9 protein-coding genes are annotated in these 18,049 nt (G+C 56.5%); 2 read left to right on the top strand and 7 right to left on the bottom strand.

Translation table 11 applies throughout. From position 1 onward, the window contains the following. Positions 1-113 precede the first annotated feature (113 nt). The 4 genes from BMAGN_RS04540 to dapE form a co-directional block, all read right to left on the bottom strand. Positions 114-1,823, bottom strand: a complete 1,710-nt coding sequence (locus BMAGN_RS04540; RefSeq protein ID WP_162176171.1) for an isopeptide-forming domain-containing fimbrial protein — start codon at positions 1,821-1,823, stop codon at positions 114-116. A 719-nt stretch (positions 1,824-2,542) separates the two neighbouring features. Continuing rightward, the gene (locus tag BMAGN_RS04535) at positions 2,543-8,803 is read right to left on the bottom strand and encodes a SpaA isopeptide-forming pilin-related protein (protein ID WP_152593265.1); all 6,261 of its coding nucleotides are present in this window, start codon (positions 8,801-8,803) and stop codon (positions 2,543-2,545) included. Between the two features lie 512 nt (positions 8,804-9,315). Continuing rightward, positions 9,316-12,099, bottom strand: a complete 2,784-nt coding sequence (locus BMAGN_RS04530) for an Rne/Rng family ribonuclease (RefSeq protein WP_022859994.1) — start codon at positions 12,097-12,099, stop codon at positions 9,316-9,318. Positions 12,100-12,405: 306 nt separating this feature from the next. Then, positions 12,406-13,704, bottom strand: coding sequence for a succinyl-diaminopimelate desuccinylase (dapE, locus tag BMAGN_RS04525; protein WP_022859993.1), 1,299 nt, complete (start codon positions 13,702-13,704; stop codon positions 12,406-12,408). Positions 13,705-13,803: 99 nt separating this feature from the next. Between dapE and BMAGN_RS04520 the strand changes: the two genes are divergently transcribed. Next, entirely contained in the window at positions 13,804-14,550 is a 747-nt protein-coding gene (locus BMAGN_RS04520) for a ribonuclease HII (protein WP_022859992.1), read from the top strand. A 77-nt stretch (positions 14,551-14,627) separates the two neighbouring features. Here BMAGN_RS04520 and BMAGN_RS04515 read toward each other — a convergent pair whose 3' ends face one another. Beyond that, the gene (locus BMAGN_RS04515) at positions 14,628-15,572 is read right to left on the bottom strand and encodes an AEC family transporter (protein ID WP_034250350.1); all 945 of its coding nucleotides are present in this window, start codon (positions 15,570-15,572) and stop codon (positions 14,628-14,630) included. 34 nt (positions 15,573-15,606) lie between these two features. Continuing rightward, positions 15,607-16,269 carry a signal peptidase I gene (lepB, locus tag BMAGN_RS04510; RefSeq protein ID WP_022859990.1) on the bottom strand — a complete coding sequence of 221 codons (663 nt, stop codon included), beginning with the start codon at positions 16,267-16,269 and terminating at the stop codon, positions 15,607-15,609. Between the two features lie 316 nt (positions 16,270-16,585). Here lepB and BMAGN_RS07865 point away from each other — a divergent pair, with 316 nt between their 5' ends. Next, positions 16,586-17,158: a MarR family winged helix-turn-helix transcriptional regulator gene (locus BMAGN_RS07865; protein ID WP_022859989.1), complete on the top strand. Its 573-nt coding sequence runs from the start codon at positions 16,586-16,588 to the stop codon at positions 17,156-17,158. A 184-nt stretch (positions 17,159-17,342) separates the two neighbouring features. On the opposite strand, the gene rplS is transcribed toward BMAGN_RS07865, so the two are convergent. Continuing rightward, a complete protein-coding gene (rplS, locus tag BMAGN_RS04500) occupies positions 17,343-17,699 on the bottom strand; it encodes a 50S ribosomal protein L19 (RefSeq protein WP_022859988.1) in 357 nt (118 codons plus the stop codon). Between the last annotated feature and the right edge of the window lie 350 nt (positions 17,700-18,049).

The following is an 18,049-nucleotide window of genomic DNA, read 5'->3' as shown; positions in this document are numbered from 1 at the left end:
AAGTTTCGTTGAATACGAATGCGGGCCCGGGCTCTATTCCAGGAAGGGGAAAGGATGGCGCCGAGCCCGCGTTCGCTGAGCCTATGCAGGCTCAGGTATTAGGTTGATAGTGACTAGCTCTGGCGACGCTTGAGCGCGATCGTCAGGCCAGCGGCGGCGATCAGAACCACGAGGCCACCGACGGTGTAGAGCAGGACAGTGCCCATGCCACCAGTGGACGGCAGTTCGGAGCCGGCCACGTTGATAACGGTGGTGCCGACGATGCCGTCAGTAATGTTGCCGTTTTCGGCGTCACCGGTCGCGGTGAACGTGCCGTTCTCGTCCACGGTGCCGAGCTGGACGGTCAGGCTCTTGATGTCGCCTACCTTCTTATCTGCTGGAATGGTGTCGGTCGCCACGTAGTAGGTAGCCACCACCTGAAGGAACTGGTCGTCGGCCTTGTTGTAGCCGGCCGGGACCGTGGTTTCTTCAAGCTTGTAGATGCCTGCGCTCAGCTGCGGGAATTTGGCGACGTACTTATCCCCTACCTGGGAGGTCCTCACTTCCTTGGCCACATCGTTACCCTCATTATCGGTGTACCACGGATGCCATTCCTTATCTTCACCTTGACGGTACAGCGTGAAGCCGGCGCCGGCAAGCGGATCCTCATTACCGTCAGTCTTGTTCACGTCCAGCTGGAAGCTGTAGGCTGTAACAATGTCTTTTGGCGTTTCGCTATCGGTGTCGCTGTTCGGATTGTTCGAGAACGTGATCTTCGCCTCGTTCTTGTTACCGGCAGCACCCATTTTGGCGAGAGCGTTCACCGTCGCGGAATACGTAACGGTAATGACCGAAGCCTTCGTCACGTCAGGATTCGTGTAGTTCACCAAGTTACCCATGGCAACACTCAAGGTAGGATCAGTACCAAAGGTAACTTCCGGCACGCCTTCGTCCTCAGGCGCCCCCTTACTATATACCTTAATTGGATCTTTCTCTCCGCCTTCACCATCAGGATCAACCGTTACCTCTACGGAATCCTCATTCAGCGTCAGGCCCTCGGAGAGGGTATCGCTGAAGGTGTAGTTGAACGTCGAGAAATCAGCGAAGTTGTCCGGCAAGGTGCCGACGAGCTTGTATTCCACCACGTCGCCAACCTTGTAGCTGGCGGCATCTTCCGTGCCGTTTACATCCTGAGCATTCGGGTTGGTGATCGTCTTATCCAGCGTCACCGTGCCGTTCTTCAGGTTGATGACATTATTTCCCCCATTCAGGGACGAAATGTTCATCGCCATGTACTTGGACGTGGTGTAGGTCGTCAGGTCGCCAGTATTGTCATCGCCCACCGAAGTATGCTCGATGAGGTAGAAACCAACCGGAACGTTAGACACTTCCACTGAAGTTGCACCCTCGGCCGCAGTCGCAGTAAACGCCGGATTATCTGGGCTTGCGCCCATGAACCCTGCGGTGAACTTGTCGATGTTCGTGGTATCATCCATGGTGACCGTACCATCATCATTCAACGTGCCACCAGTCAAGTTGGTAGTCAGCCAGCTGATGATCTTGGCGTCCGTATCAAAATTAGTATCTTGGTAGCTAGTACCCAATACAGCCTTAATACCAGCCTTAATGGCATCCCTATACACATCGTTGACGAGATACACCTTGCCGGCATCGGATTCGGAATCCAAGAACAGCAGCTGGTAACCCTTGAATGCGTCACCCTGAACCACATTGTTGATGGTCAGCGTCGCATTTACATTGTAAATCTTGTTGTCGGTCACGTTGGTGGTTGGTGACTCGATATTGGCGGCATCTGTGCCATTAATGGCCAGAGCACTCGACACCCCCCACCATGCCACTCATAGCAAGGGCGCCGCCCGCGGTCAACGCGACAAGCGACTTCCATGTCTTATTCATCACTTCTCCTTGTTATTCATTTACCCTTTAAGCGCATCAAGCGATGCGCCTCCAAAACCGTGCCTGTTGGGAGAAACTAGGAAATAAACACAGTTTCGCTATAAGTATCATCCTAACGGAAGTAGGGGGTACATTGAAGGCTCTTCTCAATACTTCCCCAACATCCACAACCCTTGGAAAATAAGGGATTTAAGGCCATCTACAAGCCGCGGACCAGACCTTCACAGGATCTTCAAAAACTAGCCATTCTATAGAAGCCTATCTAGTGAAGCTATATGCGTGAACGGAAGCAGAAGGTTGTGCTCAAAGGTGCGGAAATCGAAGAAAAATCGTGAACGGGAGCAGAGCACCCTGCTAAAACTTGCAAAAAACAGCCCAAAACCGTGAACCGGAGCAGAGCACCCTGCTAAAACTTGCAGATTCCGGTCAAAAAATGTAAGCACAGACAGGTATCAGTGCTAAAACTTGCGGTTTTCGGGCGAAAAGCGCAAGCGCAAGCAAGCATCCGTGCTGCAACTTGCGAAATTCAGCGGAAAAACGCAAGCGCGAACGCAAAATCCCGCTCGCCCTTACGCCCACTTCAAGCAATACAACAAAAGGCTGCCTGAAGACAGCCTTTTGTTACACGAGGACTACCTCACATCCGCTACCTGCCTAGTTGCTTGCGCTGGCGGTAAGCAAATCCGAGCGCAATACCTACAAGCAGCAGGCCCACCATGAGCAGCCACCAAAGCAAGCCCTTGCCGCCCGAAGCAGGTAGCTCGTATCCGGCCTTGTTCTCGACATAGAGAGTCGTACCGTCCAATGAAAGCCTCAGGCCTTCCTGGCCGGTTATTTCAATAAGGCTTTCCGCATTCAGCGAGAACTCAATCGGACTTGTGGCGACGAGCGCATAGCCGTTAGGGGCGGCTATTTCGGTGAGCTTATATTGGTCGCCGGCTGTGCCGTCCTTCAGGGCAATGACTAGGCCGCTGCTCGCGGATACCAGATCCGCCGCGGAATCCCCCCAAATTGGAGTTCCGTCTTCCGCGGTACCGCTGTAGTGCGTAGTCACACCATTAGAGGTTTTCTCCAACTGGAACTTCGCGCCCTGCAGGTTGTTCGAATATCCGACGAAGCAGTTCTCGAGCAGCTTGCCACTCGCTTTGAACTCTTCAATTTGAGTATCGGTAAGGCCGCTGACATCCGTGGTGCCGAATGAGGTGTACTTTTCCATACCGTCCGCGGCGATATCCGTGCAATTCACGCTGCCGACATACTGGTCGTCCAGCAGGACCGATACGTATTTCGCTGTCCCCTGCTCAACTTTCACAATCGACGGGATAGGGGCATTCTCCACGTAGAGAATGGTGCCATCGTCCGAAATATTCGTACCGTCCGCGTCAGCCTCGAAAGTCAGGGATCCACCGTTGCCCGCCACACGGAAACGGATTCCATCCGAATCCGGATTTACCAGACGATACGCCTCCGGGGAACCGATTTCCTTCAGCACATAGTCGCCAGCGCCAAGACGCGGGCTGACTATGACGCCGAACTCCTTGGATGTGAACGTACCGCCGTCCGTCGGGCTTTCCGTCCATTTGACCTGTACCCTGCCATCCTCGGTGGTCTGGGAATAGTATTCGGTATTGCCGGATTCGGTCCTGCTCAGTATGAATGTCGCATCATTCACCGGCTTGGTATAGCCAGTAAAATACTTCTCGACATTCGGCTGGGCCCCATTCGATTCCGGCACAACCGTATATTTCCTCTGGTCTTCCGGAAGCTCTTGGTCCGCGTACACCTCGGCGAGCGAGGGCCTGTTGGCGCCGGTTTCGTTTTCAGGAACCTGAACATACATATATGTATCGGTTCCTGTGGCCACCTTCACGATCGACAGGCTCGGCTCGTTCTCGATGTACAGCGTCTGGCCGCTTTCGGAAACCGTGACACCCGGGGTTCCAGGCTCGACAGCAATATAGGTTTCCGCTGGATCCATGTCCTTGTTGTATAGCCAGAACGTGATCTGCGGATTCGTCACCGAGTATCCGGCGGGCGCGCTAACTTCTTCGATGGTGTAGCGAGGCGCAGTGCCCGAGTCCGTGGCGTAAATCGCTCCAGCGGCCCATGCCAGCGCCTCTTCAAGAACGCCTTCCACATTAGAGGTGTAGATTTTCGCGTTCTCTTTATTGCCCCATCCGGTTGCCGTCCGGTACAGTCCATCCGTATTGCGCTTCACCGTGAACTGTGCGTTGCGAATTTCCGTACTGTAATCGGAACGGCAATACCAGACACCTTCTTCTTCACGGCTGTTGTTGATGCCCGTGCATTCGGGCCTCCCCGTGGCGTCAAGGGAAGCCTGTGTCCAGTTCTTCGCGACAAACTCGGTTTCCGCGGCGACTTTCTTGATCTGCGGAATCGTAGACGGCGAGCTATAGAAAGCCACAAACGTGGAATTCGAATACAGCGGCGTGATCTCGCGTTCCAGCAAGCTTGTATAGCCGGCATGCTGGTTCCTGACGAGATTGCCGAACGTATTGTCCTGGTACACGTTAACCGTGCTCCAACCCTCATCCGTATAGAGGCGGAGTTTGCCTTCACCTTCGCCTAGGGACGGATCGTCATCATTCGTCTGCTTGTAGGCGCCTCGAGCCTTCTGGCCTTCATAGGTTTGGCCGTCCACCTCGGCATCCTCCGTAGCCTTATAGTCGAAGAATGCCACACGCCTGCCATCCTCCAGATCGTTCTGTTTGCTTGCGTCAGGATCGTACTGCAGATACGTTGTCATCGCTTGGGACAGATCCTCAGTCTGATACCGGGAGATCGCATACTCCATATTATTCGGCTTGATATAGCCGTCTTGGTCATCATCAATGCGGCCTTCGGAGTCGACATGCGATGCGGTGCCGAACAGTGCGGATTGGCTCCACTGGTTGTCCACGCCAGACAGGAATTCATCAAAATATGTGAAATTGCGCGCATAGTTGGTACGCAGGAACAAGGCAATCCATGTCAGTGTTTCATCGATAACGCCCTGTGACGCAAACTGGTTCAGTGTCTTCACCAGATATCCTGCGCCGTTGCCTACTGTCACATGGTCGCGATTACTACCGGCGTTCGCGTAGATATTGGCATCAGCCGTCACAATCACCGGCACTTCCGTGATGTTCAGACTATAAGTGATCTCCTCCGCGGAATTCTCGTCATAGCGGACCTCGGTATTGTTCTCCAGCCTGTAGGGAACGTTCTGCGAAGGCGTGATCATGCGCAGCACATAGCGTCCTTCTTTCAGGCGGCTGAAATAGTTTTTGGCATCATCGACACCGGTTGTCTTCCCGATACACCTTGTGCCACCGGCATTTTCCGCCGGAGCGATGGTGAACTTCTTGTCTCCGATCTCGACTTTGATGACGCCTCGCTCCGGGTCTTCCACACCAGGATCAGGATTCCCCTGATCAATGATGTATTTGCCGGGCTCGTCATCGGGATATAGCGGTGACCCGTCTTCCTTCACGTAGTAAGCGATATCGGCGAGCACACCGTCTCGTTTCGGATCCGGATGCAGGTAGATTCCCGCAGCGCCTTCAGGAAGGGCATCTCCTCCGGTAGGGATGTAGTACAGCGTTGAAGTGTCTTCGGCGCTTTTTACGCCCACGCCTTCGCCTACCGCATAGAGCGCGAAATACACATTAGGCCACGGACGGTTGTCATCCTGCCCATCCGTATCCTTCGGATCGTACTCATAGATGAAGTTCTGGTAATACAGCGTGTTCATCACGTTCGGCACCAGCACCTCGGAGCCCCAGACGATGTCGAAGCCGGTCGACAAGGCCGGGTTTAGGCCTGAATGCGAATGCACGCGTACGGTATTGTTCACATCCGCGGCCTCCAGTGACCCTGGAGTCCAGTAGTATGTCACCACGAAACGCACCTTATCAAGCGCTTCAAGCTGCTCGGCGGTATAGTCCGCATTCTTTGCCGCCTGGCAATTGGCGAAACGCCCGGTCTGGTCAATGGCGCCATCGCCCGTCCTTGAAGCCGGGCACATGCCGAGCAGTTCCTCGATCTTATCGCTTTTGCCATCAAAGTACTGTTGCTCCACGAAGGTGTAGTACTGTTCGGGATCGCCCGGAAGGTTATGCAACGTAGCTTTCGATTCATTGCCATTGGTGGAAAACACGTTATATCCGTATTTCGCCTGCTTACGGGCAGCCTCGATACTCTGTTGCTTGCCGCCTTCTTCCATCTCATGGTAGCCTTCATCATCGCTACCGTATAGGGCATACCAGCCGTTGGTATCGCTAAGCGAGTCCCAAGCCTTATCTAAATGACGATGCTGCACCACGGCAAAGAGCGTGCCCTTGTAGTCCTTCGTCGCAGTATCGTAATACTCGATTTCGGGATATGTCATCGCCGCGTTCACCCCGTGCATATCCTCAACAGGATACAGCGTACGGCCGGAGATCACCGTTCCCGAAAGAGACGCCCATACGCCGGTCCCATAGGGATCCTTGGAGACCAGCACGAGATCGTCATACATCGGTGTCCCATCAGGATTCTCCTTGACCTCGCCGGCGAATTCCAACACGAAATCGTCGGAAACCGTGCGGTAGCCTTCAGGGACACGGATCTCCCTCATAATAAACGACTTGTCGCCACCATTCTTTTGGAGGAACTCGTCGACCTCGTAATAGTCCCCCCTCTCGTTGAGGAAGTACATAACGCCTTCGCTGTCGGTTTCACCGAAGAACAATGGCGTCGCCCACTGCTCACCATTCACTATGAGATTGTTGGCCGTGTCAACGGCGACTTTGGCATTATCGGGAATCTTCTGATACTTGCCATTCGCCCAGTACAGATGCTCCTTGGTCTGTTCGTCAAACTTGCCGCGGTATCCGGCAAAAGCGGATCCTTTCACCGCCTCGCCGTACTGGTCGGTTTTCCGCAGCGAGTATTCCGGAAGCTCCTTAAAGTTGTACTTAATCTTCAGATTCGACTGGCCGGATCCACGTTCCAGATAGAAGAAGCTGAACGTATGCTCGGTACCGTCGGCGAAAGTGTTACCATTCCATTGGTCGGGATCAAAGGCATTCCCTTGGGCCGCTTCAAAATGGCTGCGTAGCGTGGTCTTTTCAGCCGCAGTATTGTATGCGATGGTACTTGTGGCGTCGGCCGCCCCATAGTAGGGGGAAACCGTACCGCTTTCATACACACGCTTGATATTGACGGAGCCGTCCGAAAAATCGATTTTCACCGAAGCCGGCTGGTGTACGCCGCCAAGATCGGCGACAAGTACGCCGTCGATGAAAACCCACACATCATCGTCTCCCGAGAATTCGAAAACAGTCGGGTCTCCACCACTCGACACATGTCCACCGTAGCGCTGCGTAAACGACGACGTCAGGCTCATACCGAAGAAATGGTTCAGCGAACCAGACTGGCAACCGTCTTTATCGGGGTATTCCTTAGCGAGATTGGCAAGGTCCTCAGGATGGTCGAACGGGAAGAACTGGCCGTTCTCGCCAGTATTGCAGGCTCCGGAATAGTTGTATAGTGTGAATGAATTCGACTGTTCATTGAATTCCGCAAAATTCTTAACGGCATCGTAGATGTAGTAGCCGTCAATATATTGCAACAACCCTGTGGTATCCGCAAATGATTGCTTGCCCTGATGCTTAACCGTAGGATCGAAGAGATAGGCCAACGATTCGCTGGTGCCATTGGTCAGTCCTGAATCGTTGCCTAGAAGCTTACCGCTACCCGATAGCCGGGGATAACCGTTATTGTCAAGCAGCGGCGCAACGATCCCCTGACGCACACCATCGCTTTCCGTAAAATTGTTATACAGGCCCAATCCGTTATTATTGTCGGGCTTATTGCTGCCGGAGTTCGTCACAAATTTGAAGGCGTGCCCCGCATTGATCCCCCCATTCGGATGGTTCACGGGTCCCTGATCCTGGAACCCCCAGCCCGGCGTGGGATCATTGCGGTTTGGCCGCTCCCAGTAGTCGAACAGGTTGATTACCGTGTTCTTGGGATTCACCACATGCTCGTCTATAACAAGATCATCGAATTCGCCATGGTTGGCCTGCATGTCCGGCTCGGACGCCTTGCCGTCTTCACCGGAGGCAAGTACCCCGGCAAGCCTGTCCTGCTGGTCAATGTCTTTCGCGTAGACAATAAGCGCCGTGGCATTCCCATCCTTGGCGGTGCCATACTTCGCGTTATCCGTCAGTTCCAGTCCGCGTCCGCCCGCTTTCACATTGAACAACCGGAATGTTTCCGCGAGACCGCCGCTTTCCGCGGCCCCGTCAGCATCGGTGAAGGACAGCGCGAATTCAGCGGCCTCTTCTTTCTTTTCCGCCAACGACAACGTGCCGCCCGTATCGGTCGCCACATATTCGCCGGATTCCGCATTCTGCAGCAGTACCGGATCCTTGGCGTCGCCTTGCGCCGCGACAACTTTCCACTGCCAGGAAATATCATCCATGGTCAATGCATCTACGGGGACCGCTGAAAGTGTGCCCTCATCGGTAAGTGCGCTGGTAATGGCGACCATAGCGAGTTCATCGAACAGGGCAACTGTCTTGCCAATGATCACATCGCGTTCGCTGGCGCGCGACCATCCTTCGAGCGCATTGATATCGATACCTTTTTCATGAGTACCTTGTACCGGCGCCTCTTCCATATCGTTATCGTTGTCATTCGCAAATAGACCATTGTCATTGCTCTGAGTCTCAGCTGACCGTGCGAGCCTGTCCTCCACCAGCGTCACTACCCGCATATCGTCCGCATACGCGTTTACGCCTACGGATAGCACCATCGCGGACGCAACGATTGCCGCGATGGCTGACGCGGCCGCCTTCCAGCGGCGTTTTGGCAAATGGGAACGCAAAGGCTTAGGGACATAACGATTGTGGTCTGCCATTCCTACCCATCTCGAATTTCGTTGCCTCAATCCATGTACGCACCACCCTTCTGTGGCGGGCAATCACTCCTCAAGGCGTACTGTCGTTTGAGCGCACTTCTCCAAATTTCACTATTGGTAAAAGTATAGAAAAATTCCCAACAGAGTGGAAGAGCACGTTCAATGACTGAAAGTCTGTATCACCCCCAATATCAGCGATTCCACAGGCTTTTCCCGCTGTGTTCCCGCTTGGTCCGAAGATATTGCGCAATATGAATCTTCACGATTCCCTCACGTAAGTTTTCAGTCAGATCCCGAATAATTGTCGTTTCATTCCAATACATGAGACAAGCATTACAACGGTCTCAGGCTGACATTTCGAAGCAACAGCATGGCTGGCACCCCACGCGGACCGCCCGACGGCACGCCGCCGGATCTAAGTTGCCGCAAACGCGAACAGCCCCGACGCGACGCGTACGGGGCTGTTTATGCTGGTATCGGCGTTTTATACGTCATACCCGGCTTGTGCGTGGTCAGTCGTTAGTGTCCGATCCAGCGGCCGTCGGAGCCTTAATATTTTCCGAACCGGATCCGTCACCGGATTCGGCGGAAATGTTGGCGGCGCGCCCATCGTTTATGGCGGCCGCCGCGGCGGCGATCTCCGCGAGCTTCGCTCTCACATCCGCGGAAGATCCCTTGGATGCGTTGTTCACGGCGGCCTCTTCGGCCCGGGTACCGTGACCGTGCTTGTTCGTCTTCACGAACGGATCCCCGCCCTTCATAGCGTATGGATCCGCATAGTCGGCGGAGACCGTCGGCTCATCATGAACAATGAAACCACGGCCATGGCACGTTGGGCACTCTTCGGAGAACGCCTCCACGAGACCCTGGCCAATACGTTTGCGTGTCATCTGCACCAAGCCGAGCGAAGTGACCTCGGCCACCTGGTGCTTCGTACGGTCGCGCGCAAGGCATTCGACCAGGCGGCGCAGCACGAGGTCGCGGTTGGCCGGCATCACCATGTCCACAAAGTCGATCATGACCATGCCGCCAATATCGCGCAGGCGCAACTGGCGCGCGATCTCTTCGGCGGCCTCAAGGTTGCATCGCGTCACGGTCTCTTCCAGCGAACGGCCCTTGCCAATGAAGCGGCCCGTGTTCACGTCCACGGTGGTCATGGCTTCGGTACGGTCGATCACAATGGATCCGCCGCTCGGCAGGTAGACCTGGCGCTCCATGCCCTTGCGCAGCTGGGAGTCGATCTGCCACTTGTCGAACACGTCCTTGCCCGCATGCTCGGCCGGATCCCACTTCTCCAGCTTGTCCTTGAGGTCGGGAGCCATGGCGTCGAGGTACTCGCAAATGCGCTGGTAGACGCCGTCACCCTCCACCACGAGCTTGCTGAAGTCGTCGTTGAAAATGTCGCGGACCACGCGAATGGCCACATCCGGCTCGCCTTGCAGCAGCTTCGGGCGCTTGCCATGCAGGAACTCTTCCTTCTTGGCCTGGATCTGCTCCCACTGGTGGATCAGGCTCTCGAGATCCTTCGTGATGGCTTCCTGCGAAGCGCCGTCTGCGGCCGTACGAATGATCACGCCCATGTCCTTCGGCGCGATCTTGGCCACAATGTTCTTGAGTCTCGAACGTTCATGGTCGGAAAGCTTGCGGCTGACGCCCGTCATGCCGCCGCTGGGCACAAGCACGAGGAAGCGGCCAGCGAGCGTCACCTGGCTTGTCAGACGTGCACCCTTGTGGCCGATCGGATCCTTCGTCACCTGCACAAGCACGGGATCGCCCGACTTGAACGCGAGCTCAATGCGGCGCGGCTGGCCGTCGAGACGCGTGGCGTCCCAGTTGACTTCGCCCGCATACAGCACGCCGTTGCGCGCCTGGCCGATGTCCACGAAAGCGGCTTCCATGCTCGGCAGCACGTTTTGCACGCGGCCCAGATAGATGTTGCCTACCGTGGCCACTTCCTGGATGTCGGACACGTAATGTTCCACAAGCACGTTGTCTTCGATTACGGAAATCTGCGTATGCTGGCCGCGCTCGCGCACCACCATAAGGCGGTTCACGTTCTCGCGACGTGCAAGGAAGTCCTGTTCGAGCAGCTGGTTCTGGCGGCTGCGTTCACGGCGGTTGTCCCTGCGGCGCTGCTTCTTGGCTTCCAGACGCGTGGAGCCTTCCACATCCGTGATTTCGTCAATATACTGCTGCTTGCGCGAACGGTGCGCGGAAGCGGCCGGCGCCTCTTCTTCCGCACTGTTCTTGCGGCGGCGGCGGCGACGGCGTACCGTGGTCGTCTCTTCCGCATCGTCGTCATGATGATCGGAAGATTCGTGATCCTCGGCATGCTGTTCGTTATCCGAAGATTCCGTTTCCTGCGCTGCCGAGTCGGCCGACTTGCGACGGCGACGACGACGCGTACGCGTGGGCTGTTCTTCCGACTTCGTTTCGTCGTCGATCGGAGAATAGACGATGTCGTCGAGCAGCAAGTCCTCTTCAATTTGTTCGACTTCGGCTGCGGCGGCGCGTTCTTCCGCGTTCAAACGGCGGTTCTTGTGGCGGCGCGGCTGCTCTTCGGAAGTCTCCTGCGACGACTCGGATTCCTGCTGCGCCGACTCTTCGCCCTTGTGATGGCGGTTCCTGCGGCGACGGCGCGGGTTCTGCAGTTCCTCGTCGCCCGTCTCGTTGGCGTCGCCATGGTCGCGCGACTCATGCGGTTCAGGTTCAGGCAGCACACTCGGCAACACGGGTTCCTGGAACAACAGCGACGTCATGGGACGAGCCGGCTGCGCGGGCATGGATTCCTCATGATCGTCGTCGTTACGATCGTTGCGTTCCGCGCGCGAATGGCGGCGCGTGACAGGCTCGAGGAACGGATCCTCCTCAACATGCGTCATACGGCGGCGACGGCGGCGGACGGGCTGCTGCGCGGATTCCTCGGTATCGGATTCTTCATGCGAGACGCGCGAAGCGGAGCGCGAACCGCGGCGGTGCTGCGTCACGTCCTCGGCGTCCTGCAACGCGGAACGGCGACGGCGACGGTGAACAGGCTGTTCTTCGGAAGAACCGGCGGGAAGCGCGGCATGTTCCTGAGCGGCAGGCAAAGCCGGCGGCATGGCGGCCGGTTCGGTTTCGGCGGCGCGCTTGGCCTTGGCGGATTCCTCAACCTTCATGGTCACATTCGCGTCCGCGGCTCCCGCGCCGCGCACGACCCTGCGGCCATGACTTCCACGCCTGCGGGTTGGTTGGTTTACCTTCTCGTTTTCGTTGGCTTCGTCATGGGCGAAGTCCTTATTCAATTGTTCGGGCACGATGCTCCTTGCGCGCGCATTGCAACCTGCGCTCGCCACGTTCCAGCCCCGTGCCGGTCTCACGCTACGCTCTCACCGCAGCCGCGCTTCTCGCGCCCGAATCGGGGGCAACTCACAAGCAAAACTCCTCAGTGGCGGACACCATCGCTTACGCGAGCCAAATCGTACAGACCGACCGACAAGCTCAAGCATAAGGGGATCGACGCCACCTGAGACGTTCATCGGCGGCCGTTGCAAAACCGCCGGAAAACATCACTATATGCAAGTATGGCACAACAACGCAGACAAGAACACCAAACTGCGCAATTAACGCAGCCAATCTTCCAAAATCTGCGCCATCCTCAGCAAATCGGATTCGGGCAGCTGCTCGTCGTGCTTATGCGCAAGGAGCGGGGACCCCGCTCCAAGGTTCACGGCCGGAATGCCGAGTTCCGAGAAACGCGCCACATCCGTCCAGCCGAGTTTGGCCACGGGATCAGTCCCAGTACGCCCTTTGACAAGCGCGGCCAGCGAGCGCGCGAGCGGTGCGTCAAGGCCTGGCCTGGCCGACTCCGACTCGTCCTTCATCTCGATATTGAATCCTTGGAACACGCCTCCCGTGACCATGTGTTCACCATTGCCCATCTGGGCCTCGCAATCGGGGCCGAACATCAGCGCCTTCGCTTCCTGCAACGTTTTGTTGGGTGCGAAACGGTAGTTGATGTGTACGCGGCATTCCTCGGGAATCACGTTCGTACCCGAGCCTCCCGAAATCATCGTGGCGTTCAAGCCTTCGCGGTATTCGAGGCCGTCCACGGCAATCGTCTGCGCCTCATACTGGTTCAGGCGGTTGAGCACTTCGGCAGCGTCGTGGATGGCGTTGTGCCCCATCCATGCGCGCGCCGAATGCGCGGCCGTGCCATGCAACACCACGTCGAAGCGCATGGTGCCGTTGCATCCGCCTTCGATGCCCGTATCCGTGGGCTCGCCGATAATCGCGAAATCGCCTTGGATCCAGTCTGGATGCGCGGCGATCACTTTGCGCAGGCCGTTCTTGCTGCCTTCGACTTCCTCATGATCGTAGAAGACGTAAGTAATGTCATAGGAAACGCGTTCCGGAGCGTTCAATACGGCCGCCAAATACAGCATGACGGCGTCGGAACCTTTCATATCCACAGCTCCCCTGCCCCACATGATGCGCTCACCTGCGTGAGTACGGGCCACGTCCGGACGGATGCGCGCGTCTCCCGGAGCGAGCCAGTGCGGCGGGAAATTGCCGATAATCGGCACCGTATCGAGATGTCCGCACAAAATCACGCGCTGGGACTTGCCGAAATTCGTGGAGGCGACCACGGTGTCGCCGTGCCGTTTCGTTTCCAGATAATCCAAATTTTTCAGGAATTTCTCGACCATGTTGGCGAGCACCGTCTCGTCCCCGCTTACGGACTGCACATTCATGATCTGTTCCATCAGCGAGTTCAGTGCGGCCTGCTTGTCCGCATTGTCGAGCAGGACGACGGTATCGTCATGATCAATTTTCGGAAAATCGAGCGTATGCGAACCCTCGTTATGGTGTACCGGAGCGGCCTGCATGCCGAAATCAAAATCGTTCGATTGATCGGTCATCGACTCCCCCTTTCCGTGTTCAATATAAAGTCGCGTAGTCTGTGGAGCAATCGTAACGGAAAAAGCGAGTGGTTTGGATAATTGCCCTACAATGCAGACATGAGCGTTTCAGTAATTCCCACCCTGCAACTCGAGCATTCTCTAGCCGAAAGCGGCGCGGACGTTATTATCAGTTTCGACGAAGTGGGACGTGGCGCGCTGGCCGGTCCCGTAATGGTGGGAGCTTCCGCCATATGGGCGCGCGATGTGGAAAATTTGAACGTTCCCGAGGGCGTGGCCGATTCCAAAATGCTTACGCCACACAAACGCGAACAAATAGTGCAGTCGCTTAAGGACTGGTGTGCGGCATGGGCTGTGGGATCGGCAAGCAACAAGGAAATCGACACATACGGCATTTCGGCGGCGCTCGGCATGGCGGCGTTGCGCGCCATTGCGCAAGTCGAGGAGCATATGATCGCGCAGGCTGCGGGAGCGCCACGCGCGCGCGACGGATGGCAACCCGAATTGCCGATGGACTGGAATCCGCAACTCACGTTCGCCGGGATTTTGGACGGTCCGTACGACTACATCACGAAAGCCGCGAACGCGATTGACGCGCCCGCCACCCCCGCGCCCGTGCACATCACCACAAAAGTCAAGGCCGACCAGTCGTGCGCCACGGTGGCGTGTGCGGCGGTGATCGCGAAAGTGACGCGAGACAACATTATGGAACGCTTGGCCACGCAGGAGCGCTATGCGCCATACGCATGGGACCACAACAAGGGGTATGGGTCCGCAGCACACAAGCAGGCGATCCGCGAATTCGGGCCGTCCGACTTGCATCGTACATCCTGGCATTTGCAATAGCGATTCGATTCAAGTAATCCTGCGGCGAGCGCCGGGACATGCGGCCGCAGCCGCGCTGGGTTGAGCCAGCAGCCCGCTCAGCTCAACAGCGCCGCAATAATGGCGATGAATACGGGACTTGTCAGCGTACTGAGCAGGATGCCGTCGCGTGCAAACGTCATGCCGACGTTGTAGCGCGCCGCATAGTTGTAGACGTTCTGGCCCGTGGGCAGCGCCGCGAGCACCACGCAGCCATACAGTTCGGGTCCGCGGAAGCCGAGCACGAAATAGCCGAGCAGGAATGCGATGACGGGCATGACGGCGTTCTTGAGCACGGCCACGGTGATCGTGGCGGCGCGGCCTTCCTTGTCTTGCATGGGCTTTGTGCCACACAAGGACATGCCGAACGCCCTGAGGATCATGGGGACGGCGGAGTCACCGATCATGCTGATGGGATCGAACAGGAACGATGGCACCACGAAGAAGCCCACATTGCTGGAAATGATCGATACGATCATGCCGGCCAACGAGCCCAGCAGCAACGGCTGGCGCAACGGTTGCGTGAGAATCTGTTTGGCCGAAACTTTGCCGTTGTCCAAGATGTCGAGCGTGGTGAGCGCCACGGGAGTGAACAGCAGCTGCTGCATGAGCAGGATCGGCGCCACCAGCGCGGGGTTGCCGAGAATATAGGTGGCGACGGGCAAGCCGATGTTGTTCGAGTTGACATACAGCGAGTTGAGCGCGCCAATCGTGGCGTCGCCGGCTTTCATGTGGAAGAACATTTTGTTCAATACAAGGAACACCACACCCACGAGCATGGCCGATCCGAAAGCCACAATCAGCGAGGAATGGAAAATCGCGCCAATCGATTCTTTGGCGAGCACGGCGAACATGAGGCAGGGGCTCGCAATGAAGAAGCTCAGCCGGTTGAACACGTATTGCGCCTGGGGGCCTCCCAAACGCAACCGGGCCGCCAGATAGCCGGCCGCGATCACGATGCCGATAACGCAAAAACCTTCCATGGCGCTGATCAAACCGGCCATAGGACACCTTTCTTACAGTCTTGACAATTGCAGACTATTCGTTGGCCGGTTCCGGCACACGTGCGAACACGTCATGATGGGCGCTGAGCCAGCCGATGCGATTGAGCGGCCAATAGCGCAGGAACGCCACACCCACCACGTCGTTGACGGGGACAAGTCCTTCGTCACCGTCGTTTTGATGGTAGCGGGAATCGGCGGAATTCGCGCGGTTGTCCCCCATCACGAACAAATGGCCCGCGGTGACATGCTCTTGGAACGCGAAAGAGCTCGGTTCGACGCCCGGCTTCAAATACGATTCCTCATGAATGGCCACGCCGTTGATCGTGACGGGATAGCCGGGCCCTTTGCAGGCCACCGTGTCTCCGGGCAGACCGATCAGGCGTTTGATCAGGAAGCTTGAGTTGGCGTTCGGCTCGTTCGCGAGCCAGTTCGCGGGATCCTTGAACACCACGATGTCGCCGCGCTGCAGTTTTTGGATATGCGACGCGAGTTTCGTGGTGACCACACGGTCGCCGGGCATGATCGTGTCTTCCATGGAACGTGACGGAATCACATACATTCCGAACACGAATACGCGCAACAGCACCACAATAATGACAGGAATGGCACACCAGAGCGCGAAGTCGCGCCATTTTGCGGACGCCGGCTCGTCATCCCGCGTCGCGTGCGCAGCTTCCTCGGTAGGAGACAGTCTCATTTTTCCCCACAATCGACCATATAATCTGTCACATCCTCAAGTCACTACCACAGTGCCACTACAGATGTCCATAATATGATACAATTCATGAGTTTACGTGGTACGTATTGATCTACTCTTGGAAAAGTTTTCAATATTTTTATACACTTGAACTTCATCATATAGAACTGGTGTTGCAACTTTGGGGAGGGTTGCAATGCTGCGGCGAAAAGGGTGATTTTCGTTGAATATTACACAATTGAAGACGGTTTTATTAGCAGCGCAAGGGTGGGCGGAACTTTTTGAGCACGCTGTATCGTCTGGCAAACCGCGCGACGTGACGGCACGTACGCAAGTATTCATTCTCATTTCCTTGGAACTCAACGGGAAGCAGTCGATCGGAGAATTGAGCAGAAGGTTGGAATACGCGCCGGAACAAGTTTCCCGCGCCGTAAAGGCATTGCGCAAAATGGGATTTGTGGAATGCAACCGGTCGGACGACAATCATCGCGTCGTACTCGCGGAGCTCACCGAAGCGGGCCGCGACCAACTGAACGAATACATGGCGTGCATGCTCGCGATGGTCGGCCAATACATGAACCGTCTTGACGCTCCCACACAGGAGTGGATGCTCAAGACCGCGGAAGAAACCGTGGACATCATGCGCAACCGTGTGGAAAACGAAAATTCCGCGGAAATCCCGACCTGTCCGCTATGCCAGCAGTATCGTTTCGACGTGCACGAGCAGGCGGTGCAAACCCAGAATGCGGAGCCGACGGGCCCCGTATACAAAACCGATCCCACGGCCAGCGAAGACGCGGCCATGCTTGCGGAAACCACGGGAGGCATTACTAATACGGCGGCGCGCAACCGCCCCGAACACGTGTCCATCGACGCGTCGGAGGCATAAGCGAGTTTTTAAAGTCGGCGCGGAATCGCCCAGCCATTCACCAGAATTGAACATCATCCAAAGCTTTACGGAACCTGACCTGCAGTACAGCTTTGGGAACCTGATCGCAAAAGGCCGGCACTCGAAAGTGTCGGCCTTCTTGTTTGCCGCCCAATGGCGGCAATTCACGATTGCAATACGCGAATCACTTGGTGCGGCGCTCGACGATACGAGCAGCCTTACCGCGCAGGTTGCGCAGGTAGTACAGCTTGGCGCGGCGCACCTTGCCCAGACGCACAACCTTGATCGAATCGATCGACGGGGAGTGCAGCGGGAAGCGACGCTCAACACCGGTGCCGAAGCTCATCTTGCGGACCACGAAGGTCTCGTGCACGCCGGAGCCCTGACGAGCGATAACCACGCCCGTGAAGGTCTGGATACGGGAGTTGTTGCCTTCCTGGATCTTCACGTTCACGTCGACGGTGTCGCCCGGACGGAAAGCCGGGATCTCCTCGGCGGACTTCATGTGCTTGGCGTCGAATGCCTCGATTGCGTTCACCATAATAATTCCTCTTTCGCCGCCGCATACCAGCGCATGGGTTGGCGGGCCGGATCCATACATGCGTACGATTACCGCGTCCCGAATACTGTATTTTCAAGGGATTGCCCTTGAAAAGCGCGCCGATCCGCCGAAAGACGAGTCCGGCTGGACCTAGTGGAACACCGACTTATGCGGCAGGCGGTATTCCGGCACAACGAGAGCCAATTATAGGGGGTTCGCAAGACAGGTGCGGCCGGCGACCGCGAGTGTTTTTAATTAAAAAAGTCCGGCGGCCTCCGAGAGACTGCCGGACTTATTTCGCTTTCCTCGTATCCTTTCTAGGCCTTCACCTCTAGAAAGGAAGATTTAAA

This window comes from Bifidobacterium magnum, from assembly GCF_000741255.1.
GTDB lineage: Bacteria > Actinomycetota > Actinomycetes > Actinomycetales > Bifidobacteriaceae > Bifidobacterium > Bifidobacterium magnum.
The sequence above is the reverse complement of the archived record's forward strand: the minus strand, read 5'-3'. Positions and strand labels throughout refer to the sequence as shown.